The sequence below is a fragment of the Mycobacterium sp. NGS33 genome, assembly GCF_059812885.1.
Genome location: NZ_JCALDN010000001.1, coordinates 125,458 through 147,811, shown reverse-complemented (window position 1 = coordinate 147,811; position 22,354 = coordinate 125,458). Strand labels below are relative to the sequence as shown.

The 22,354-nt window shown below is 68.2% G+C and carries 19 protein-coding genes and 1 tRNA gene; 12 read left to right on the top strand and 8 right to left on the bottom strand.

Going from position 1 to position 22,354, the window contains the following annotated elements:
- The first annotated feature begins 96 nt into the window (after window positions 1-96).
- The gene (locus AC5Y5B_RS00595) at window positions 97-1,188 is read left to right on the top strand and encodes a calcium:cation antiporter (RefSeq protein WP_500002656.1); all 1,092 of its coding nucleotides are present in this window, start codon (window positions 97-99) and stop codon (window positions 1,186-1,188) included.
- Between the two features lie 3 nt (window positions 1,189-1,191).
- Here the strand turns inward: AC5Y5B_RS00595 and AC5Y5B_RS00590 are convergent, their stop codons facing one another.
- Window positions 1,192-1,650: a peroxiredoxin gene (locus AC5Y5B_RS00590; RefSeq protein ID WP_112633344.1), complete on the bottom strand. Its 459-nt coding sequence runs from the start codon at window positions 1,648-1,650 to the stop codon at window positions 1,192-1,194.
- Window positions 1,651-1,713: 63 nt separating this feature from the next.
- On the opposite strand from AC5Y5B_RS00590, the gene AC5Y5B_RS00585 reads away from it, so the two are divergent.
- The 10 genes from AC5Y5B_RS00585 (at window position 1,714) to AC5Y5B_RS00540 (ending at window position 13,116) form a co-directional block, all read left to right on the top strand.
- On the top strand, window positions 1,714-3,246 hold the full coding sequence (locus AC5Y5B_RS00585) for an anthranilate synthase component I (RefSeq protein ID WP_500002650.1): 1,533 nt from the start codon (window positions 1,714-1,716) through the stop codon (window positions 3,244-3,246).
- Window positions 3,239-3,919 carry a TIGR02234 family membrane protein gene (locus tag AC5Y5B_RS00580; protein WP_500002648.1) on the top strand — a complete coding sequence of 227 codons (681 nt, stop codon included), beginning with the start codon at window positions 3,239-3,241 and terminating at the stop codon, window positions 3,917-3,919. The genes AC5Y5B_RS00585 and AC5Y5B_RS00580 overlap by 8 nt, the downstream gene beginning before the upstream one ends.
- Before the next feature lie 113 nt (window positions 3,920-4,032).
- On the top strand, window positions 4,033-4,851 hold the full coding sequence (gene trpC, locus AC5Y5B_RS00575; RefSeq protein ID WP_007776189.1) for an indole-3-glycerol phosphate synthase TrpC: 819 nt from the start codon (window positions 4,033-4,035) through the stop codon (window positions 4,849-4,851).
- Window positions 4,852-4,922: 71 nt separating this feature from the next.
- Window positions 4,923-6,185, top strand: a complete 1,263-nt coding sequence (trpB, locus tag AC5Y5B_RS00570) for a tryptophan synthase subunit beta (RefSeq protein WP_205869112.1) — start codon at window positions 4,923-4,925, stop codon at window positions 6,183-6,185.
- Window positions 6,182-6,997 (top strand): tryptophan synthase subunit alpha, encoded by an 816-nt coding sequence (gene trpA / locus AC5Y5B_RS00565; RefSeq protein WP_112633340.1) that lies wholly within the window; start codon window positions 6,182-6,184, stop codon window positions 6,995-6,997. The genes trpB and trpA overlap by 4 nt, the downstream gene beginning before the upstream one ends.
- On the top strand, window positions 6,994-8,613 hold the full coding sequence (locus AC5Y5B_RS00560; protein ID WP_500002640.1) for a prolipoprotein diacylglyceryl transferase: 1,620 nt from the start codon (window positions 6,994-6,996) through the stop codon (window positions 8,611-8,613). The genes trpA and AC5Y5B_RS00560 overlap by 4 nt, the downstream gene beginning before the upstream one ends.
- Window positions 8,614-8,792: 179 nt before the next feature.
- Window positions 8,793-9,146, top strand: a complete 354-nt coding sequence (locus AC5Y5B_RS00555) for a DUF2752 domain-containing protein (RefSeq protein ID WP_430919879.1) — start codon at window positions 8,793-8,795, stop codon at window positions 9,144-9,146.
- 66 nt (window positions 9,147-9,212) lie between these two features.
- Window positions 9,213-10,631 (top strand): pyruvate kinase, encoded by a 1,419-nt coding sequence (gene pyk, locus AC5Y5B_RS00550; protein WP_500002637.1) that lies wholly within the window; start codon window positions 9,213-9,215, stop codon window positions 10,629-10,631.
- A 92-nt stretch (window positions 10,632-10,723) separates the two neighbouring features.
- Window positions 10,724-11,572, top strand: a complete 849-nt coding sequence (locus AC5Y5B_RS00545; protein ID WP_112634608.1) for an acyl-CoA thioesterase II — start codon at window positions 10,724-10,726, stop codon at window positions 11,570-11,572.
- Between the two features lie 143 nt (window positions 11,573-11,715).
- Entirely contained in the window at window positions 11,716-13,116 is a 1,401-nt protein-coding gene (locus AC5Y5B_RS00540) for a bifunctional lysylphosphatidylglycerol flippase/synthetase MprF (protein ID WP_500002633.1), read from the top strand.
- A gap of 395 nt (window positions 13,117-13,511) precedes the next feature.
- Here AC5Y5B_RS00540 and cydC read toward each other — a convergent pair whose 3' ends face one another.
- From cydC to AC5Y5B_RS00510, 6 genes are all read right to left on the bottom strand, one after another.
- On the bottom strand, window positions 13,512-15,194 hold the full coding sequence (gene cydC, locus AC5Y5B_RS00535) for a thiol reductant ABC exporter subunit CydC (RefSeq protein WP_500002629.1): 1,683 nt from the start codon (window positions 15,192-15,194) through the stop codon (window positions 13,512-13,514).
- Complete coding sequence (gene cydD / locus AC5Y5B_RS00530; RefSeq protein ID WP_500003774.1) at window positions 15,181-16,794, bottom strand: thiol reductant ABC exporter subunit CydD; 1,614 nt, start codon at window positions 16,792-16,794, stop codon at window positions 15,181-15,183. Before cydD ends, cydC begins: the two co-directional genes overlap by 14 nt.
- A 62-nt stretch (window positions 16,795-16,856) precedes the next feature.
- Window positions 16,857-17,897 carry a cytochrome d ubiquinol oxidase subunit II gene (gene cydB, locus AC5Y5B_RS00525; RefSeq protein WP_500002627.1) on the bottom strand — a complete coding sequence of 347 codons (1,041 nt, stop codon included), beginning with the start codon at window positions 17,895-17,897 and terminating at the stop codon, window positions 16,857-16,859.
- Window positions 17,898-17,931: 34 nt separating this feature from the next.
- A complete protein-coding gene (locus AC5Y5B_RS00520; protein ID WP_500002625.1) occupies window positions 17,932-19,404 on the bottom strand; it encodes a cytochrome ubiquinol oxidase subunit I in 1,473 nt (490 codons plus the stop codon).
- Between the two features lie 89 nt (window positions 19,405-19,493).
- Window positions 19,494-20,108 (bottom strand): HdeD family acid-resistance protein, encoded by a 615-nt coding sequence (locus AC5Y5B_RS00515; protein WP_500002623.1) that lies wholly within the window; start codon window positions 20,106-20,108, stop codon window positions 19,494-19,496.
- A gap of 27 nt (window positions 20,109-20,135) precedes the next feature.
- Window positions 20,136-21,467, bottom strand: a complete 1,332-nt coding sequence (locus tag AC5Y5B_RS00510) for an adenylate/guanylate cyclase domain-containing protein (protein WP_112634596.1) — start codon at window positions 21,465-21,467, stop codon at window positions 20,136-20,138.
- A gap of 203 nt (window positions 21,468-21,670) precedes the next feature.
- Between AC5Y5B_RS00510 and AC5Y5B_RS00505 the strand changes: the two genes are divergently transcribed.
- Complete coding sequence (locus AC5Y5B_RS00505; protein WP_500002621.1) at window positions 21,671-21,865, top strand: hypothetical protein; 195 nt, start codon at window positions 21,671-21,673, stop codon at window positions 21,863-21,865.
- Between the two features lie 391 nt (window positions 21,866-22,256).
- On the opposite strand, the gene AC5Y5B_RS00500 is transcribed toward AC5Y5B_RS00505, so the two are convergent.
- Window positions 22,257-22,330: transfer RNA gene (locus AC5Y5B_RS00500), tRNA-Leu, on the bottom strand.
- Window positions 22,331-22,354: the final 24 nt, after the last annotated feature.

The following is a 22,354-nucleotide window of genomic DNA, read 5'->3' as shown; positions in this document are numbered from 1 at the left end:
GACGCGGTCCGACGCCGGGCCGGTGGGCGCGGCCGGACGTGTCAAGGGTCACCTTTGGCGGGCATGGGCCCACGACATCGACAAGAATGGTGGTCAATGTCGAAATGGTCGTCCTGGAACATCGTCGTGCCGGTGCTTTCCGTCGTCGTGCTGGCACTGATCTGGGGCGAGACGCTCGGGCCGGTGCTGGTCGGGCTGACGGCGCTGTTTCTCATCGGCGCGGTGGTCGCCGCGGTGCATCACGCGGAGGTGGTCGCGCACCGGGTCGGTGAGCCGTTCGGGTCGCTGGTGCTCGCGGCGGCGGTGACGGTCATCGAGGTGGCCCTGATCGTCGAGCTGATGGCGTCGGGCGGCAACGAGACGGCCACGCTGGCCCGCGACACCGCGTTCGCCGCGCTGATGATCACTACGAACGGCATCGCCGGGCTGTCGCTGCTGCTCGGCTCGCGGCGCTACGGCGTGACGTTGTTCAACGCCGAGGGCAGCGGCGCCGCGCTGGCCACGCTGACCACCCTGGCGACGCTGAGCCTGGTGCTGCCGGCGTTCACCACCACGACCGTGGGCAAGGAGTTCTCGCCCGGCCAGCTCGCCTTCGCCGCGGTCGCCTCGCTGCTGGTCTACCTGATGTTCGTCTTCACCCAGACGGTGCGGCACCGCGACTTCTTTCTGCCGATCGCGCAGAAGGGCCAAAAGAGCCTGTTCACCGACGAAAGCCACGCCGAACCGCCGACCACCCGCGCGGCGCTGACCAGCCTGGGGCTGATGCTCGGCGCCCTGGTGGCGGTGGTGGGCCTGGCCGAGGAGGAGTCACCGGCCGTCGAGAAGGCGGTGACCGCGGTCGGCTTCCCGCAGTCGTTCGTGGGGGTGATCATCGCGGCGCTGGTGCTGCTGCCCGAGACGCTCGCGGCGGTGCGCGCGGCGCGGAAGGGCCGCATCCAGATCAGCCTGAACCTGGCCTACGGCTCGGGGATGGCCAGCATCGGGCTCACCATTCCGGCGATCGCCCTGGCGTCGATATGGCTCAAGGGGCCGCTGGTGCTCGGCCTCGGCGCCATCCAGCTGGTGCTGCTCGCGCTGACCGTGGTGATCAGCGTGTTGACCGTGGTGCCGGGCCGGGCCACCCGCCTGCAGGGCGAGGTGCATCTGGTGCTGCTGGCCGCCTACGTGTTCCTGGCGGTCAGCCCCTGACGGTCACGCCCGCGCGCGCAGCGTCGCCAGCGCCTTGTCGGCGTGGCTGTCCATGTTGAATTCGCTGGAGATCACCTCGAGCACCGTGCGGTCGGTGTCGATGACGAACGTGGTGCGCTTGACCGGCATCAGCTTGCCCAGCAGGCCGCGCTTGACGCCGAACTGGGTGGCGACGGCGCCGTCGGTGTCCGACAGCAGCGGGTAGTCGAACTTCTGCAGGTCGGCGAACTTGGCCTGCTTGTCCACGGCGTCGGCGCTGATGCCCACCCGGTTGGCCCCGACCGCGGCGAACTCGGCGGCCAGGTCGCGGAAGTGGCACGCCTCCTTGGTGCAGCCGGGTGTCATCGCGGCCGGGTAGAAGAACAGCACGACGGGCCCGCCGGAGAGCAGTTCGCTGAGCTTGCGCGGCGTCCCGGTCTGATCGGGCAGTTCGAAGTCCGCGACGGTGTCACCAGGTTTCATGGCGGACACGCTACGCCGGACGCTGTCCGGCTCGGTTGTGTACGCGTCTGGGAGGATGGATCGGTGCACGCCCACCTCGCCGCGACGACCTCACGAGAGGACTTTCGCCGGCTGGCGGCCGAGCACCGCGTGGTCCCGGTGACCCGCAAGGTGCTGGCCGACAGCGAGACCCCGTTGTCGGCCTACCGCAAGCTCGCCGCCGACCGTCCGGGCACGTTTCTGCTGGAGTCGGCCGAGCACGGCCGTTCCTGGTCGCGGTGGTCGTTCATCGGCGCGGGGTCGCCGTCGGCGCTGACCGTGCGCGACGGCGAAGCCGTGTGGCTGGGCGTGGTGCCGCGGGACGCGCCGACCGGGGGCGACCCGCTGCAGGCCCTGCGCACCACGTTGGAGGTGCTGGCCACCGGCCCGCTCGAGGGCCTGCCGCCGCTGTCGGGCGGCATGGTCGGGTTCTTCGCCTACGACATGGTGCGGCGCCTGGAACGGCTGCCCGAACTGGCCGTCGACGACCTCAAGCTCCCCGACATGTTGCTGCTGCTGGCCACCGATGTGGCGGCGGTCGACCACCACGAGGGCACGATCACGCTGATCGCCAACGCGGTGAACTGGAACGGGACCGACGAGCGCGTCGACGAGGCCTACGACGACGCCATCGCCCGCCTGGACGTGATGACCGCGGCGCTGGGTCAGCCGTTGTCGTCCACGGTCGGCACGTTCGAGCGGCCCGAGCCGCGCTACCGCGCGCAGCGCAGCGTCGAGGAGTACGGCAAGATCGTCGACTACCTCGTCGAGCAGATCGCCGCGGGTGAAGCTTTCCAGGTGGTGCCGTCGCAACGGTTCGAGATGGACACCCACGTCGACCCGATCGACGTCTACCGGATGTTGCGGGTCACCAATCCGAGCCCCTATATGTATCTGCTGCATGTGCCGAATGGCACTGGGGGAACTGACTTTTCGATCGTCGGCTCCAGCCCGGAGGCGTTGGTCACCGTCGCCGACGGCACCGCGACCACCCACCCGATCGCGGGCACCCGGTGGCGCGGGGACACCGACGAGGAGGACCAGCTGCTGGAAAAGGAGCTGTTGGCCGACGAGAAGGAACGCGCCGAGCACCTGATGCTGGTCGACCTGGGCCGCAACGACCTGGGCCGGGTCTGCGCGCCGGGCACCGTGCGCGTGGAGGACTACAGCCACATCGAGCGCTACAGCCACGTCATGCACCTGGTGTCGACGGTGACCGGCACGCTCGGCGAGGGTCGTACCGCCCTGGATGCGGTGACGGCCTGCTTCCCGGCCGGCACCCTGTCGGGCGCGCCGAAGGTCCGGGCCATGGAGCTGATCGAAGAGGTGGAAAAGACGCGCCGCGGCCTGTACGGCGGCGTGGTGGGTTATCTGGACTTCGCCGGCAATGCCGACTTCGCGATCGCCATCCGCACCGCCCTGATGCGCGACGGCACCGCGTACGTGCAATCCGGTGGCGGGGTGGTGGCGGACTCCAACGGCCCCTACGAGTACACCGAGGCGACCAACAAGGCCCGCGCGGTGCTCAGCGCGATCGCCGCCGCCGAGACGCTAACCGAACCCGCGGGCCATGAGTGAGGCCGACACCGGCCGTCCGGCCGGCCGCTGGCTGATCCGGATCGCCCAGCTCGTGCTCGTGGTCGCCGCGGCGGCGTTGTGGGTGGCCTCCCGCCTGCCGTGGGTCGTCATCCGTTCGTTCGACGGGCTCGGGCCGCCCAAGCAGGTGACCTTGGCCGGGGGTACCTGGTCGACGGCGCTGTTGCCGTTGGCGCTGCTGCTGCTGGCCGGGGCCGTCGCCGCCATCGCCGTGCGGGGGTGGCTGCTGCGCGCGCTGGCGGGGCTGCTGGCGGTGATCAGCCTGGCGGTCGGCTACCTCGGGGTCAGCCTGTGGGCGCTGCCCGACGTGGCGGTCCGCGGCGCCGAACTGGGCCACGTGTCGGTGATGTCGCTGGTCGGAAGCGAGCGGCGGTACTGGGGCGCGGGCGTCACGGTGGCGGCCGCCGCGTGCACGCTGATCGCGGCCGTCCTACTCATGCGGTCCGCGTCGGACTCGGTATCCACCCGCTCGAGCGCGAGAAAGTACGCGACACCGGCGACGCGCCGGTCGATTGTGCAACGCGAAGAGGCCGACGGGGCGATGCTGGAGCAGCCGGAGACGCCGGGAATGTCGGAGCGGATGATCTGGGACGCGCTTGACGAGGGGCGCGACCCGACCGATCGGGCAGGCGAGTCTGACACCGAGGGTCGGTGACGGACCGCAAGCCGCGGGCCGCTACCCTTCATTCACGTCGTCGCAATCGGCTGGGGACACCACAGTGGCCGTGGGATGACAGCGGACGAACAGGGCGAAGGGAAACGACAGGCATGAGTCCGGCAACCGTGCTTGACTCCATCCTCGAGGGAGTCCGGGCCGACGTTGCCGCGCGCGAAGCGCTCATCAGCCTGTCCGAGATCAAGGCCGCCGCGGCGGCCGCGCCGCCGCCACGCGACGTGATGGCCGCTCTGCGCGAGCCCGGAATCGGCGTCATCGCCGAAGTCAAGCGTGCCAGCCCGTCGGCGGGTTCTTTGGCGACCATTGCCGATCCGGCCAAGCTGGCCCGGGCCTACGAAGACGGCGGCGCCCGCATCATCAGCGTCTTGACCGAGGAGCGACGTTTTCACGGCTCGCTCGACGACCTCGACGCGGTGCGCGCGGCGGTCTCGATACCGATTCTGCGCAAAGACTTTGTGGTGCAGCCTTATCAGATCCACGAGGCGCGCGCGCACGGCGCCGACATGCTGCTGCTGATCGTCGCCGCGCTGGAGCAGTCGGCGCTGGTGTCGATGCTGGACCGCACCGAATCGCTGGGCATGACGGCGCTCGTCGAGGTGCACACCGAAGAAGAAGCCGACCGGGCACTGAAGGCCGGCGCCAACGTAATCGGTGTCAACGCCCGCGATCTGGCGACGCTCGAGGTGGACCGGGATTGCTTCGCGCGCATCGCTCCCGGGCTGCCCAGCAACGTGATCAGGATCGCCGAATCAGGCGTGCGCGGTACCGGGGACCTGCTGGCGTACGCCGGTGCGGGTGCCGACGCCGTGTTGGTCGGCGAAGGTCTGGTCAAAAGCGGTGACCCGCGCGCCGCGGTCGCCGACCTGGTCACCGCGGGCACCCATCCGTCCTGTCCGAAACCGGCTCGCTAGTCGCTTCGTCACTGAAGAGCCCCCCGCGCTGATACGTTGAACCCCATGAGCCATCCCCGCGTAGAGCATTGGTGATGGTGGACCTGTCCCGCCCGGACCTTCCGCATCCGAGCGCAGCCATCGCCGAACCCACCCGCCACGAACCCGATGCGGGTGGCCATTTCGGTGTCTATGGCGGCCGCTATGTCGCCGAGGCGTTGATGGCCGTGATCGAAGAGGTGACCGCCGCCTACGAGAAGGAACGGGTCAACCAGGATTTCCTGGACACGCTGGACTACCTGCAGGCGCATTACGCCGGCCGGCCCTCACCCCTGTATGAGGCGCCGCGGCTGTCCGAACACGCCGGCGCGCGCATCTTCCTCAAGCGAGAAGACCTGAACCACACCGGTTCTCACAAGATCAACAACGTGCTCGGACAGGCGTTGCTGGCGCAGCGGATGGGCAAGAAGCGGGTGATCGCCGAGACCGGGGCGGGGCAGCACGGCGTCGCGACCGCCACCGCGTGTGCCTTGCTTGGGCTGGACTGCGTGATCTACATGGGCGCCGTGGACACCGAGCGCCAAGCGCTCAACGTGGCGCGGATGCGCCTGCTGGGGGCGACGGTCGTGTCGGTCGAGAGCGGTTCGAAGACGCTCAAGGACGCCATCAACGAGGCGTTTCGGGATTGGGTTACCAATGCCGACAACACCTTCTACTGCTTCGGCACGGCGGCGGGCCCGCATCCCTTCCCCGCCATGGTGCGCGACTTTCAGCGCATCATCGGCCTCGAGGCGCGCGCCCAGATCCAGGCTCAGGCCGGACGCTTGCCCGACGCGGTGGTGGCCTGCATCGGCGGCGGATCCAACGCCATCGGCATCTTTCACCCGTTCATCGACGATCCAGGCGTGCGGCTGGTGGGATTCGAGGCGGCCGGTGACGGTGTCGAAACCGGAAGGCACGCCGCGACCTTCAGTGGCGGCTCGCCCGGGGCGTTTCAGGGATCGTTCTCGTATCTGCTGCAGGACGAGGATGGCCAGACGATCGAATCCCATTCCATCTCAGCCGGTCTCGATTACCCCGGCGTGGGTCCCGAACACGCGTACCTGCGCGAGATTGGGCGTGCCGAGTACCGTCCGATCACCGACTCGGAGGCGATGGAGGCGTTCCGCGTCCTGTGCCGGACCGAAGGGATCATCCCGGCGATCGAATCCGCGCACGCCGTAGCGGGCGCGCTGAAATTGGGCCCCGAATTGGGACCGGGAGCGATCGTCGTGGTGAACCTGTCCGGGCGCGGTGACAAGGACGTCGAGACGGCCGCGAAGTGGTTCGGGCTGCTGGGGTCCAGCGATCGATGAGTGTCAAGCAAAGCGAAGCGAGCAGGCTTCAGTCGATATTCGACGGCTGCCGCAACGACAACCGGGCGGCGCTGATCGGCTACCTTCCCACCGGTTACCCCGACGTGCCGACATCGGTGAACGGGATGACCGCGCTGGTCGAATCGGGTTGTGACATCATCGAAGTCGGCGTCCCCTATTCCGATCCGGGCATGGATGGCCCCACCATCGCGAAGGCGACCGAGACCGCGCTGCACGCCGGCGTGCGCGTGCGCGACACGCTTGCCGCGGTCGAGGCGATCAGCGCGGCCGGTGGACATGCCGTGGTGATGACCTACTGGAACCCCGTGTTGCACTACGGCGTTGACGCGTTCGCTCGGGATCTGGCCTCGGCGGGGGGGTACGGCCTGATCACTCCCGATCTCATCCCCGATGAGGCGGCGCAGTGGCTGGCGGCATCGGACGGGCATGGGCTGGACCGGATTTTCCTGGTGGCGCCGTCCTCGACCCCGCAGCGGTTGGCGATGACGGTCGAGGCGTCGCGTGGATTCGTCTACGCCGCTTCGACGATGGGGGTGACGGGGGCGCGTGATGTCGTGTCCAACGCCGCGCCCGAGTTGGTGAGCAGGGTCAAAGAGGTATCCGACATACCCGTCGGGGTGGGTCTGGGGGTGCGGTCGGGAGAGCAGGCCGCCCAGATCGGCAGCTACGCCGACGGTGTCATCGTGGGGTCCGCATTGGTGACGGCATTGGGGGACGGGGGGTTGACTGCATTGCGCACGCTGACTGAGGAACTCGCCGCCGGTGTTCGTCGGGGGGCGTCGGCCTCGTGACGAAGCTGCTGGCCTACTTCCCGAGCCCGCCGCAGGGTGTATGGCACCTGGGGCCGCTGCCCATCCGGGCCTACGCGCTGTTCATCATCGCCGGCATCGTGGCGGCGCTGTTGATCGGCGACCGGCGCTGGGAGGCGCGCGGTGGCGAGCGCGGCGTGATCTATGACATCGCGCTGTGGACGGTGCCGTTCGGATTGGTCGGAGGTCGGCTCTACCACCTGGCCACCGACTGGCGAACGTATTGGGGGCCGGGCGGCGCGGGACTCGGTGCGGCCGTGCGCATTTGGGACGGCGGCCTGGGCATCTGGGGCGCGGTGGCACTCGGCGGCGTCGGCGCCTGGATCGGCTGCCGCCGGCGCGGGATACCCCTTCCGGCCTTCGCCGACGCGCTGGCACCGGGAATCATTCTGGCGCAGGCGATCGGCCGGCTGGGTAACTACTTCAACCAGGAGCTCTACGGCCGCGAAACGACGCTGCCCTGGGGTCTGGAGGTCTTCTACCGCCGCGACCCCACGGGATACATCGACCCGCACTCGCTGGACGGCATCTCGACGGGCCAGATCGCCTTCGTGGTGCAGCCGACGTTTCTCTACGAATTGATTTGGAACGTCCTGGTTTTCGTGGCCCTGATCTATGCCGACCGGCGCTTCACGCTGGGCCACGGCCGGCTGTTCGCGCTGTACGTGGCGGGCTATTGCGTCGGGCGGTTCGGCGTCGAGCTGCTGCGCGACGATACCGCCACCCACATCGCCGGCATCCGGATCAACTCGTTCACATCGACTTTCGTGTTCATCGGGGCCGTGGTGTATCTGATGGCGGCGCCCAAGGGCCGCGAAGATCCCGAGAGCCTGCGCGGCAACGAATACCTCGATGAGGAAGCGGCGGAGGCCGAGGCGGACGCTGAGCCCGTGACGGTGGCGGCAGCGACCGCCGCGGCGGGCGCAGGAGCCGTCGCCGCCGCCGACGCGCCGTCGGGCGCGGGGGAGACGGCGGAGGCCGACGACACCGCGGCCGCCGCGCCGGAAGTCGAAGAAGCGGAGGCTGACTCCCCGGCGGCGGTCGGCGACGAGGGACCGGGCGAGGACGGGGCCGACGAGCCCGAACCCGGGCCCGAGGCCGAGGAACCCGAACCCGAGGAACCCGAGCCCGCGGCGGAATCCGATGAGCCCGAGGTCGAGGCGGCGGCTGACGAGGCCGAAACCGCGGCGGCGGCCGGGGATTCCGATGTGGAGGAAGCCGACGCGGGCGACCTCGAAGCCGCGGAGCTCGAGGCCGACGACGATGAGCCCGAAGAACGCGAAGACGACGAGTCCGAAACCAAAGACGCCGAGCCCGACGTCGAAGCGGAGGAGTCCGAGCCCGAAGGCGAAGCCGGAGAACCCGAGCCCGCAGCGGAGGAGCCGGAACCGGGGGCGGAGGCCGAGGAGCCGGAAGCCGAGGACGCCCAAGAGTCCGAAGCCGAAGAAGCCGAAGCGCCCGAAGCCGAGGACGCCCAAGAGCCCGAAGCCCAAGAGCCCGAAGCCCAAGAGCCCGAACCCGCCCCCGAAACGGCCCCGGTTCAACCGGAAACCCGTCGGCGATGGGGCTCGCGACTGCGGAACCGCCTGGGCCGCTGACCGCCGACCCGCGCCCGATTCCGTCGGGCGGGGTGCACCGCATCTGGCATGCTGACAAGCGTGACCACCGCAGGGTCAGCCGCTCGATGACCCAACCCCGCACACCCGCGCACGCCCCGGGGCAACCCCATCCGCACGGGTTGGCGCGTCATCGCCGCTCCGTCGCGGCCGGAACCGGCCTGGCGCTGGGCGGCGCGCTCACCTACGTCGCGCTGGCCGACCCACACAGGCCGAGCTCGATCTACCCGCCGTGTCCGTTCAAGATGCTGACCGGCTGGAATTGCCCGTTTTGCGGCGGGCTGCGGATGACGCACGACCTGTTGCACGGTGACCTGCTGGCCGGCATCCAGGACAACGTCTTCCTGCTGGTAGCCCTCCCGCTGCTGGCCGTGTGGGTCCTGGTCCGCCGCGCCCGCGGCGGGGCGTTGCCGTCCCGGGCGGCGTTGCTGACGGTCGTGGTGGTGACGATCGCCTGGACGGTGCTGCGTAACCTGCCCGCCTTCCCGCTGTTTCCCACCGTTCTTGGTGGGTAAGAGCACACTGCGCGGCGTCGGCTATCTGCGGGCCGTGGCGGTGTCACACGACTATGCTGGGTCGGCGTGAGTAGACGCGGAAAGATCGTCTGCACCCTTGGCCCTGCGACCAATTCTGATGAGTCGATCCAGGCCCTGGTTGAAGCCGGAATGGACGTCGCCCGGTTGAATTTCAGCCACGGCGACTACTCGGATCACAAGGCCGCCTACGAGCGCGTCCGTTCGGCTTCCGACGCCACCGGCCGAGCCGTCGGCGTGCTCGCCGATTTGCAAGGCCCCAAGATCAGGCTGGGGCGTTTCGCCACCGGGCCCACCTACTGGGCCGACGGCGAAACCGTGCGGATCACCGTGGCGGACTGCGAAGGCGACCACGACCGGGTGTCGACCACCTATAAGAAGCTGGCCCAGGACGCCGCCATCGGCGACCGGATCCTGGTCGACGACGGCAAGGTCGGCCTGGTGATCGACGCCATAGAGGGTGACGACGTCGTCTGCACGGTCGTCGAGGGCGGACCGGTCAGCAACAACAAGGGCATCTCGCTGCCCGGCATGAACGTGTCCGCACCGGCCTTGTCGGAGAAGGACATCGACGACCTCACCTTCGCGCTGGAACTCGGCGTCGACCTGGTCGCGCTCTCCTTCGTGCGATCGCCGTCGGACGTCGAGTTGGTGCACGAGGTGATGGATCGGGTGGGCCGGCGGGTGCCGGTGATCGCGAAGCTGGAGAAGCCCGAGGCCGTCGACAACCTGGAAGCCATCGTGCTGGCCTTCGACGCCATCATGGTGGCCCGCGGCGACCTGGGCGTCGAGCTGCCCCTGGAAGAGGTTCCCCTGGTGCAGAAGCGGGCCATCCAGATGGCCCGGGAGAACGCCAAACCCGTCATCGTCGCGACCCAGATGCTCGATTCGATGATCGAGAGCTCGCGGCCCACCCGGGCCGAGGCCTCCGACGTCGCCAACGCCGTCCTCGACGGCGCCGACGCCGTCATGCTGTCCGGGGAAACCTCCGTGGGCAAGTACCCGATGGCGGCCGTGCGGACCATGGCGCGCATCATCTGCGCGGTCGAGGACAATTCGACGGCCGCCCCGCCGCTGACGCACGTGCCCCGCACCAAACGCGGGGTGATCTCGTATGCCGCCCGCGACATCGGCGAGCGGCTCGACGCCAAGGCGCTGGTCGCGTTCACCCAGTCCGGCGACACGGTCAAGCGCCTCGCGCGCCTGCACACCCCGCTGCCGCTGCTGGCCTTCACCGCGTGGCCCGAGGTGCGCAGCCAGCTGGCCATGACCTGGGGCACCGAAACGTTCATCGTCCCGATGATGACCTCCACCGACGGCATGATCCGCCAGGTCGACAAGTCGCTGCTGGAACTCGGCCGCTACAAGCGCGGCGACCTGGTGGTCATCGTCGCCGGCGCGCCACCTGGCACAGTAGGGTCAACCAACCTCATCCATGTGCACCGGATCGGGGAGGACGACGTCTAGCTGAAGGAGAGCGTGTGCCGGCCGGCTGTGAGCCCCAGGAGCCGAATGCGGCGGAAGAAGCCGCGACACCGACCCATTCGGACTTCACCGAACTGCTGGCGACACTCGACCTCGAACGCGTCGACGACGACCTGTTCATCGGCTCGCATCCGAGCAAGAACCCCATGCGGACCTTCGGTGGTCAGCTCATGTCGCAGTCGTTCGTCGCGAGCAGCCGCAGCCTGGTTCGTGACGACCTGCCGCCGGGCGCGCTGTCGGTGCACTTCATCAACGGGGGAGACACCGCCAAGGACATCGAATTCCGCGTGACGAGGCTGCGCGACGAGCGCCGCTTCGCCAACCGGCGCGTCGATGCGGTGCAGGACGGCACGCTGCTGAGCTCGGCGCTGATCTCCTACATGGCCGGCGGCCGCGGCCTGGAACACGGCATCGAGCCGCCGGACGTGGCCGAGCCGCACACCCAGCCCACCATCGGCGAACTGTTGCGCGGCTACGAGGAGACCGTTCCGCACTTCGTCAACGCCTTGCAGCCCATCGAATGGCGCTACACCAACGACCCGGCCTGGGTGATGCGCACGAAGGGCGAACGGCTCCCGCACAATCGGGTCTGGGTGAAGGCGTTGGGGGAGATTCCCGACGACCCCGTATTGCACACGGCAACAATGGTGTATTCGTCGGACACCACCGTTTTGGACTCGGTTATCACCACGCACGGTCTTTCCTGGGGATTTGACCGCATATTCGCCGCCTCGGCCAATCATTCCATTTGGTTTCACCGGCAGGTCAACTTCAACGACTGGGTGTTGTACGCCACATCGTCGCCGGTCGCGGCCGATTCCCGCGGGCTGGGCACCGGGCACTTCTTCGACAGGTCCGGCCTACCGCTGGCCACGGTGGTGCAAGAAGGCGTGCTGAAATACTTCCCCTCTTCCCGCCGTTAAAACGTGACCCAATAGCCGCGGAATCTCTGCGCGAATTCGCCCTTGTAATGGCCGCGATGGGGCGTAGCTTTGACATAGCCGGGTATTCGGTGCAGAGGCGGCGTCAAGCCGCCCAGCTGTTGTCAGCGCATCGGGAGGTGAGTGTGAACGGGCCAGTGGTGGACGTCACGGTAGCAAGACCCCGCGCGCGCGAACGCGTTGTCGTCTCGGTCGATTCACTCGCGGCCCGGTTGCTCGGCGCGCTGGCGCTGTTCGGCGCGGCGTGCTGGCTCATCGAGATCCTCGCGCGCCACCACAGCCAACCCAATTGGCAGTACAGCGACCGGTTGGCCTGGTCGCTGACGGTGCTGGTGGCGGTGGCCTGGATGGCCCGGGGCATCTTCCTGGGGCGGCCGGTGACCACCATGCACGCCGCCGTCGCGGCCTTTTTCGTGCTGGCGGGGCTGGGCCTGCACGTGTTGTCCTTCGACCTGCTCGGCGACGTGGTGATCGCCAGCTCGGGCATGGTGTTGATGTGGCCGACGACCTCTCACCCGCGGCCCGCCGACCTGCCGAGGGTGTGGAAGTTGATCGAGGCGACCAGCGGCGACGCGCTCGCACCGTTCACGATGCAGACCGGCAAGAGCTATCACTTCACCGCCGACGGGACGGCGGCCCTGGCCTACCGGACGCGGATGGGGATCGCCGTGGTCGGCGGTGACCCGATCGGCGACGAGGCGCACTTCGGTGAACTGGTGGCCGATTTCGCCGCGTTCTGCCACGCCCACGGTTGGCGCATCGCCGTGGTGGGCTGCAGCGAGCGGCGGCTCGACCTGTGGAGCGATCCGGCGGTGCTGGGACAAGCGTTGCGGCCCATACCGATTGGACGCGATGTGGTCGTCGACGTGGCCGGCTTCGACATGGTGGGCCGTAAGTTCCGCAACCTGCGACAGGCGGTGCAGCGCACCCACAACTGCGGCGTCACCACCGAAATCGTGTCCGAGCAGGAGCTCGACGGCGAGCTGCTGGCCGAGCTGACCGAGGTGGTGCGCGAGTCGTCCAAGGGCGCCCATGCCGATCGCGGATTCCACATGAACCTCGACGGCGTGCTGGAGGGCCGGTTCCCCGGGATACGGCTGATCATCGCCAGGGACAAAACGGGCAAGGTGCAGGCGTTCCACCGGTATGCCACCGCCGGCGGCGGCAGTGACATCACCCTCGACGTGCCATGGCGCCGGCGCGGCGCGCCGAACGGGCTCGACGAGCGGCTCAGCGTCGACATGATCATGGCGGGTAAAGAGGCTGGAGCACAGCGTGTTTCGCTCGCGTTCGCGGCATTCCCCGAAATCTTCGACGCCAAGAAGCGAGGCTGGACCCAGGGGGTCTTCTACCGGTTGACCCACGTGCTCGACCCGCTGATCGCCCTCGAGTCGCTGTACCGGTATGTGCGCAAGTGGCATGCCCTCGACGCCCGGCGGTACGCGGTGATCTCCATGACACAGATTGTCAAGTTGTTGTTCGTGCTCTTGTCGCTGGAGTTCATGCCGCGCCGGCGTCACCTTTGAGCGCGCCGCGGCTCCTACTGTGGTCGCAAAACAGCCAGCGCGGTGTCGTGTCGTGTCAGAGGGTTGACTGCGGATTACACAACCACGTGGGAGATGACGAACTCAGTGTCCGATTGCTCTCCAATCCGGCAATGGTTACCCACGCGCTGGCCGCATTCGACGCTCTCCCGGCTCTGGCGGAAGCCCGTCGCTGGCATGACGGGCGCGTGATATCACGGCCGCTGACGTTGCGAAGCGGTCAGGTGCCGAATGTCGTTGTCACACCGGGGAAAGGATTGTCGACCACCTCTTCGGACGCTGGCGTTGTGGTAGAGCTCGCGCCTCACGAGGTACCGCTGGTGTTGTGGGGACGCTGCCCGAGCAGGTTGCGCGACCCGGCCGCCGGCGCCGAGACGCTAGACGAGGTCTTGCGGCGCCTCTGCAACGACGAGTAGCTGCTTACAGTTCAGCCCCTCGGGCAGGTGGTGAGTCGCCACCACCACCGTCCGCTGTGCCTGCATCAGCCGGGAATCGGGGGCCAACAGGTCGCGCAGGACCCGTTCGGCGTCGGTGACATCGAGGTGCTCGGTCGGCTCGTCGAGCAGCACGATCCGCGCGGGGGAGATCACCGCGCGGGCCAGCAACAGCCTCCTGCGCTGGCCGGCCGAAAGGGCCTGCGCGCCACCGGTGAGCACGGTCGACAAACCGTCGGGCAGCGCGGCGAGCCAGGGGCCCAGGCCCACGACGTCCAGCGCCGCCGCCAGCTCGTCGTCGCGGCTGTCCCCGCGCGCGACCAACAGGTTGTCGCGGACGGTGGTGGCAAAGATGTGGGCGTCCTCGGCGAAAAACCCGACAGCGCCGCGCAAGTCGACCTCGGGGATCTCGCTCAGGGCGATGCCGTCCAGCGTCACCTGCCCGTCCAGCGGCGGCAACAGGCCGGCCAGGGTCATCAACAGGGTCGTCTTCCCGGCACCGCTGGCGCCGGTGACGGCCAGCCTGGTACCCGGCGCCAGGTCGACCGCCATCCGGGTGCACCGCGCCGCGCCGTCGTGGCCGCAACGCACGTCGGCCGTCAACCGTCCGGTACCGGCCGGGGCGGGTGAGCTTGCCGTGGCGCCGCCGGGCCCCGACGGGGTCAGGTCGAGCAGGCGGCGCGCGGCGATCCGTGACCGCGTCAACTGGATCGCGGCGGCCGGCAACGGCGTCATCGCCTCGAAGGCCGACAGCGGCAGCAGCATCAACACCGCCAGCGTGGTGGGGGCGACCGCGTGCGCCAACCCGATCCCGCACACCACGGCCCCCAGCACGCTGGCCCCGATCGCCGCGGTGGTCATCGCCTCGGCGATGGCGGCCGGTTTGGCGGCCGCGTCCAGGGCGTCGCTCCACGCGCGTTGCCGGCGTTGCGATTCGGCGATGACCCCGGGAAGCAGGCCGGCGACCCGAAGCTCCGGGGCGTGTTCGAGCGCCAGCATCGCCGAGGTATCGCGTTCGGAATGATGCTGGCGCGCAACGCCTTCCTGGGTTGCGGCGGCCCGCCCCGCCAGACGGGGTGCGACGAACCCCGCGATCAGCAGGCAGGCCGCCAGCACGACCGCCGCCGCGGGTGAGATGGCGGCGACGACCGCGGTGGCCGCCACGGCCAGCACCGCCGCGACGCCGATCGGCACCAGCGCGCGCACCAGGACGTTGGCCAGTTCGTCGACGTCGGCACCCACGCGGGCGACCAGTTCACCGCTGTGCAGCCGGACGGCGGCCGCCGCGGGTCCGCGCGCCAGCCGCTGATAGATCTGCACCCGTGCGGTGCCGGCCGCGCGCAAGGCCGTGTCGTGGGTGGCCAGTCGCTCGCAATAGTGCAGCACGCCACGGGAGATCGCGAACATGCGGACCGCCACCGCCGCGACCGACAGGTCCAGCACGGGCGGCATCTGCCAGGCGCGCGTGATCAGCCACGCCGAGACACCGGCCAGCGCCAGCGCGCTGCCCAGCGAGAGCACCCCCAGGGCGATGGCCGCCAGCACGCGGGGCAGTCGCGGGCGCAGCATGCCGGTCGCGGCCAACAGTGGCTCGCGATGACGGAACGCGGGCTCAGGCTGGGGCATAACGCACCCCGTGTTCGGCGACCACCTCGACGATCTGGTCAGCGATGGCCAGCACCGGCGCGCGGTGGCCGACGACGATCACGGTGGCGCCGGCCCGGGCCCGTTCGACGATGGCCCGCAGAACGCGTTGCTCGGTGCGAGCGTCCAGGTGTGCGGTCGGCTCGTCGAGCAATAACACCGCGGCCGCCGAGCCGAGCGCGCGGGCCAGGCCCAGCCGTTGGCGTTGCCCCAGCGACAACCCGACACCGCCGCGCCCGAGCACGGTGCTGCGTCCATCGGGCAGCTCGGCCAGCACCGCATCGAATCCGGAGTCGGCACAAGCCTTTTCGACGTCATCGAGTCGTCCGAGCAGCGCCAGGTTGTCCTCGACGGTGCCCGGGACGAGCACCGGGCGTTGCGGCAGCCAGGATAGTTGCGCCCACCAGCCGGCCGGCTCCAGCTCGGCGACATCGACGCCGTCCACCATGACCCGGCCCGAGGAGGGCCTGCCGATGCCGGCGATCGCCTGCAGGGCGGTGCTCTTGCCGGCGCCGTTACGCCCGGTGAGCACCGTCACCGAGCCCGGCTCGATGACCGCGCTCAGATCGCGTGGCGCCTGGCCGTCGCGGCCGTCCACACTCAGACGCTCGAGGCGAATCCGCGCGCCGCGCGCGGCGACCGTCCGGGTCCGCGCCGTCGACGCCGCCGGCGCGCCGATCAGGTCGAACGCCGCACCGGCGGCGGTCCTGCCGTCTTGTGCGGCATGGAATTCCACGCCGATGCGGCGCAGCGGCCAGTACACGTCCGGTGCGAGCAGCAGCACCGTCAGGCCGGTGGCCAGGCTCATCTCGCCGAACACCAGACGAAGGCCGATCCCGACGGCGATCAACGCCACCCCCAGCGTCGCCAGCAGCTCGAGCACCAGGGCCGACAGGAATGCGATCCGCAACGTCGCCATGGCCGAGCGGCGGTGCGCGGCCGCCAGTTCGGCGATCCGGTGTTCGGGCCCCGAGCTGCGACCCAGCGCCCGCAAGGTCGGGAGGCCGGCGATCAGGTCGAGCAACCGGGCCTGCAGCGTGGTCATCGCGGCCAGCGCCGCCGCAGACCGGTCGGCGGTTGCCAGCCCGATCAACACCATGAAGATCGGTATCAGGGGCAGCGTGATCGCCACGATGGCCGCCGATTTCAGGTCGTAGGCCGCGATCACGGCCACGGTGGCCGGGGTCAGGATGGCGGCGAGCAGCAATGTCGGCAGGTAACCGGTGAAGTAGGGGCGCAGGCCATCCAGGCCGCGGGTGACCACGACGGCGGCGGCGTCGCGTTGCGCGGCGAGTCGACGGGGGTGCCGGGCGGTCACCGCCGCGAGCACCTGCCCGGACAGGTCGGCGATGACCGCGCTGGCTCCGCGTTGCCCCAGCCGGGCCTGCAGCCAATGCGTCACCGCGCGAATTGCCCACAGCGCCAACAGGATTGACAGCGGACCGAGCCACCCACGCAGGCCCCGGGCCGAAGTGTCGCCGACGACACGGGCGACGATGCCCGCCAGCACGATCGCCGAGCCGATCGCGCAGCCGGAGATCACCACGCCGCAACCCACCACGGCGACCAGGTAGCGGCGCAACGATGCCGACGCCCGCCACAACCTCGGATCGAGCGGCGCCCGGCCGGCGCGGTCGGTACTGCTCAGGACGCGCGCCTTGCCAGCCCGATGGGCGCCGGTATCCGGTCGGCCGAGATCCGTTGCCGGAAAATCCAATACGACCAGGCTTGGTAAACCACCGTCAGCGGGGCCATGAAGGCCGTCACCCAGGTCATGACCTTGAGGGTGTAGTGCGTGGAGGACGCGTTGTAGATGGTCACACTCCACTGCTTGTCCAGCGTCGAGGGCACCAGGTTCGGATACAGCGCGCCGAAGAGCAGGACGACCACGGCAGCGACCACCACCGCGACGCAGGTGAACGCCCAGCCGTCGGACACCCGCCGCCACACCAACAGCACCGCCGCCAATTGCGCCACCACCGCCGCGGCCAGCACCAGCCAGGTCCAATCCTTGCCGTGGCCCAGTTGGGTCCACAGGCCAAATGCGGCAACCAATCCGGTGGCCGGGAGCGACAACCAGACACCGAACCGGTACGCGTCCTCGCGGATGGCCCCGGAGGTCTTCAAGGCGACGAACGTCGCCCCGTAGAGCATGAACAACGCGGCGGTGGCCAGCCCGCCCAACAGGGTGTAGGCGTTCAGCACGTCGGCGATCGACAGGTGGATGTGGCCGTCGGCGCCCACCGGCAGGCCGCGCACCAGGATGGCGAACGCGACGCCCCACAAGACGGCCGGCAGCCATGACCCGGCCGCGATGCCGGCGTCGGCCCAGCCGCGCCATTTCGTGTCGTCGATCTTGCCGCGCCATTCGATGGCCACGGCGCGCACGATCATGCCGAACAGGATCGCCAGCAGCGGCAGGTACAGCGTGGAGAACACGGTGGCGTACCAGCCGGGGAAGGCGGCGAACATCGCTGCGCCGCCGACGATCAGCCACACCTCGTTGCCGTCCCACACCGGCCCGATGGTGTTGAGAGCCGTGCGGCGCAGCGGTTCCGGCTCGCCGATGCCGACGCGCGCGAACGGCTCCATCAGCATGCCCACGCCGAAGTCGAAGCCCTCGAGGACGAAGAAACCCAAAAACAGCATCCCGATGATGCCGAACCACAACTCCTGCAGTCCCACCGTCTCAACTCCTTTCGGCGCCGCTAAGCCCTCGTCAGTACGCGAAGGACAGGGGTGCCACCTCGTCGTCGCTGGGCGCCTGCGGGGGAGCGGGTTCCGCGTCGTGCTCCAGCGGGCCTTCGACGACGTAGCGCTTGAGCAGGAAGAACCAGAGCACCGCGAGTACCGCGTAGACGAGCGTGAAGGTCACCAGCGAGGTGACGACCATGCCGGGCACGTGATTCGACACCCCTTCGCGGACCGTCATCCGAACCAATTGATCCCCAGTGGGATTGGGTGCCACCACCCATGGCTGGCGGCCCATCTCGGTGAACACCCACCCCGAGATGTTGGCCAGAAACGGCGTGGGAATGGTGAGCAGGGCGAACCACGACATCCAGCGCCGGCGGGGTGTTCGCCCGCCGCGGGTAACCCACAGCACGGTCAGGGCGAACAGGACGGGGATCGCCAGGAATCCGATCATCGCCCGGAAGGACCAGTAGGTGACGAACAGGTTCGGCCGGTAGTCATCGGGCCCGAAGCGCTGCTGATACTCCTGCTGCAGTTCGTCCACCCCGCGCAGGGTCACGCCGCTGAACTTGCCTTCGGCCAGGAACGGCAGCACGTAGTGCACCTTGATCACTTCGGCGACGCTGCCGCAGTTGTTGTGCGTTCCGATCGTCAACACCGAGAAGTCGGGGTCGTTCTGCGTATGGCACAAGGCTTCCGCCGAGGCCATCTTCATCGGCTGCTGGACGAACATCAGCTTGCCCTGGCGGTCACCGGTGAAGAACAAGCCGACCGTGGCGAGCAGCACGACCCCGCATCCCAGGATGGCCGCGGGCCGAAACATGGTGCGCGCGTCGGTTTGTGCCTCGGGGGTGGTGGCACCCGGCCGGCGCGAGCGCACCATCCACCATGCGCTCACCGCGGCGACGAACGTGCCTGCCACCAGCAGCGCCCCGGTCACGGTGTGTGAAAACGCCGCCTGCGCAGTGTTGTTGGACAGTAGGGCGAAGATGTCATCCAGCTCGGCGCGTCGCGTCGCGGGGTTGTAGTGGGCGCCGACCGGGTGCTGCATGAACGAGTTCGCCGCGATGATGAAGAACGCCGACGCGTTGACGCCGAACGCCACGATCCAGATGCAGGCCAGGTGTATCAGCTTCGGCAGCCGGCTCCAGCCGAAGATCCACAGGCCGATGAAGGTGGACTCGAAGAAGAAGGCGAACAGCCCCTCCATCGCCAGTGGCGCACCGAAGATGTCGCCGACGAACTTCGAGTACTCCGACCAGTTCATCCCGAACTGGAATTCCTGGACGATCCCCGTCGCCACGCCGATGGCGAAGTTGATCAGGAACAGCTTGCCGAAGAACTTGGTCAGCCGGTACCAGGCGGTGTTGCCGGTGGCCACCCACACCGTCTGCATGATGGCGATCAGCGGCGCCAAGCCGATCGTGAGCGGCACGAAGATGAAGTGGTAGACGGTAGTGATACCGAACTGCCATCGCGAAATATCGACGACATTCATCTGTCATCTCCCGAGACTGCGGAGGCCCGATCCAACGGCTACGACAGAGTGTAGTAGATGAGTCGGCGCCGCCGCCACCGGCGCCCCGCTCAGCTGGTAAGGGTCTTGGAGGCCTTGCGGATTCCGAAGGACGAAATGATTTCGAAGACGCCGATCACGACGAACCACGCACCGACCACGATCGCCAGCGTGACGATGGACTGGAACGGGGACGCCAGCACCACGATGCCGGCGAGCAGGCTGATCACCCCGACGAAGATGTTCCAGCCCCGCCCCGGCAGGTGCGGGTCGCTGACGGCCGAAATCGTCGTGGCCACACCGCGGAAGATGAACCCGATGCCAATCCAGATGGCCAGCAACAGGATTGCGTATCCCTGACCGAAATGGCGGAAGGCCAGCAACGCCAGGATCAACGACGCTGCGCCACTGATGAACAGCAGGATCCGGCTGCCCGCCGAGACGTGAAGCGAGAACGCGAAGACGACCTGCGCGATACCGGTAATCAGCAGATAAACGCCGAACGCAACGGCGGCGGTCAGGATGGAAATCCCCGGCCACGCCAGCACCAGGACACCGAGGACAAGAGACAGAATTCCCGACAGCAGAGCGGATTTCCACAGATGCGGCAGCAAGCTTGGAACGGGGTGGGTTCCAGGAGAGCCAGGAGAGCCAGGGGAGATAGTCATGGCCGCAGTCTGGCACAAACGTGTGCCGTGGTACAGGGACTTTGGTCAGACGTGAACCGTGCGTGGATCCTCGGCGCGCAGGTCGGTGGGTTCTTCGCCTGCCTTGCGGCCGATTAGATACCACGTGCGCATAACGCCCTTGCCCTTGATTTCGATGCGCCCGCGCTCTTGCAGCACGAAATCGTTTTTGAGGCGTTCGTACATCGCCTGGGGCACTTGAATGCGGCCCACCGAATCGGTCGATTCCATCCGCGACGCGACGTTGACGGCGTCGCCCCACACGTCGTAGAAGAACCGGCGCGAGCCCACGACGCCGGCCACGACGGGTCCGCAGGCCATGCCCATCCGTAACGCCACCGGCTGGCCGTGCGGATCACGCAGTGTCGCAGCGACATTGGCCATGTCGAGAGCGAACGCGGCCAGGGCGAAGGCGTGATCCGGCCGCGCCCGCGGGACCCCGCTGACCACCATGTAGGAGTCTCCGCTGACCTTGATCTTCTCCAGGCCGTAATTGTCCACCAACTCGTCGAAGGCGCTGTAGAGCCGGTCCAGGAACTGCACGAGGTCCGCCGGCGCCGTGCTGCTGGCGCGTTCGGTGAAGCCGACGATGTCGGCGAACAGGACGGAGGCCTCGTCGTACTTGTCGGCGATGACGTTTCGGTCGGCACTCTTGAGGCGCTCGGCGATGCTGCCCGGCAACATGTTGGCCAGCAGCGCTTCCGACCGCTGGTACTCGGATTCCATCACCGTCTCGGCGCGCTGCGTATCGCGCAGCGCGTACCACACCGTGATGAACACCATGACGCAGGCGGAGACGATGGTGACGACGAACATCATGGACTGTGCCCAGGCCGGCACCAGACCGGTGTCGCGGGGGACCAGAAATTCGAGGGCGATGATCAGGCCGGCGGCGATCGCCGCGAGGATCGCGGCCAGCACGATGTGGTCGAGTCCCAGCACCAGCACCACCAGGCAGGCGCCCACCACCAAGAAGAACTGGCCGCCCGAGGCGGTGCCCGAGTCCCAGCAGGTGGTGAAGACCGTGACGTAGGCCGTGCCCATGAAGATCAGCGGCGCAACCCGTTCGCCGAACCGGTGCAGCCACGGCACGGTCGCGAAGATCGGGGCCGAGACGACGTTGACGGCGACGATCTGCCAAATCCAGGCACCGGTGACCAGCTGCAGCACCACGAAAGTGGTGCAGACGACGACGGCCAGCCAGGCCGCGATTGAGAGCACCCGGAATTCGCGTGCGGCGCTGTCGGCGTAGTGCTGATTGCGGTCGCGTGACTGGGCGCGCGCCGCGGCCACGCAGTCCGGGCGCCCCGAGGAGCCTTCTGGGCATGTTGGTGGGCCACCACACTTCTTGGCCGCCACGGGTGCCAGCCTAACCGCTGGACGGCACGCTCGGGGGCTGTCTTTTAGGAAAATCAGCGTTTTCGCCCCCGTAAGTTTCCGGGTCTGATAACAGTTCTTGTTATCGGGTTGTAATCGGGTTTAGGAGTCATTGATTAGGGTTATTTAACACGTGTTCTGCAGGGCTCATGGACGCGTGTTTCGCCTCGACTAAGGGGTGCCTGATGGCGGGTCTCAAGAGGTTTGTTCTTGCGTCAATCCTGGTTTCCACCGCGTTCTTGATGGAGGGCTGTAGCGCCGCCTGCGGCGAGCCCGGCTGGCTACTGCGGGTCGCCACCGATTCCATCGGCAACTACTCGCCGGGTGCGGACGTGTCGGCCTCGGGTCAGATGTGTGTCACCCGCTCAATCGGCGATTGACCTGGCGCACTTGCCGTTTCGCCGCTGCGGCGCCGATGCGACGTCGGGCCCGGCGCGGTGTGCTGGGTCGGGGGGATCGCTAACCCGGTGGACGGCCGGGTGTCGCCGGTGCGTGTCGGCGCCGCCGGCCACGAGGGCGCGGATCGCGCGGCAACGACGGTGGAAAAATGAATGAATTCAAGCGAGCGATTATTTTCATAGAACTTGCCTCGGAATGCGTCCCATTAATTTATGCACGCAGTTAATCAAAACGAACGGAACGCATACCGTTGGGATGTTTTTAGCCGAATTTACAAACCGTCCGTTAACTTAAATGCTGGAGACCTGCTGGCCGGGTACCGAACAGAGGTGCCCCTCGGCGGTCCCACGCCGCGGTGTCGAACGCTTGCGGTGCCCTCGGTGAGATTCGAACTCACACTGGACGGGTTTTGAATCCGTTTCCTCTGCCAGTTGGGATACGAGGGCGTGCGGCCTCTTACCTTAGAGGCA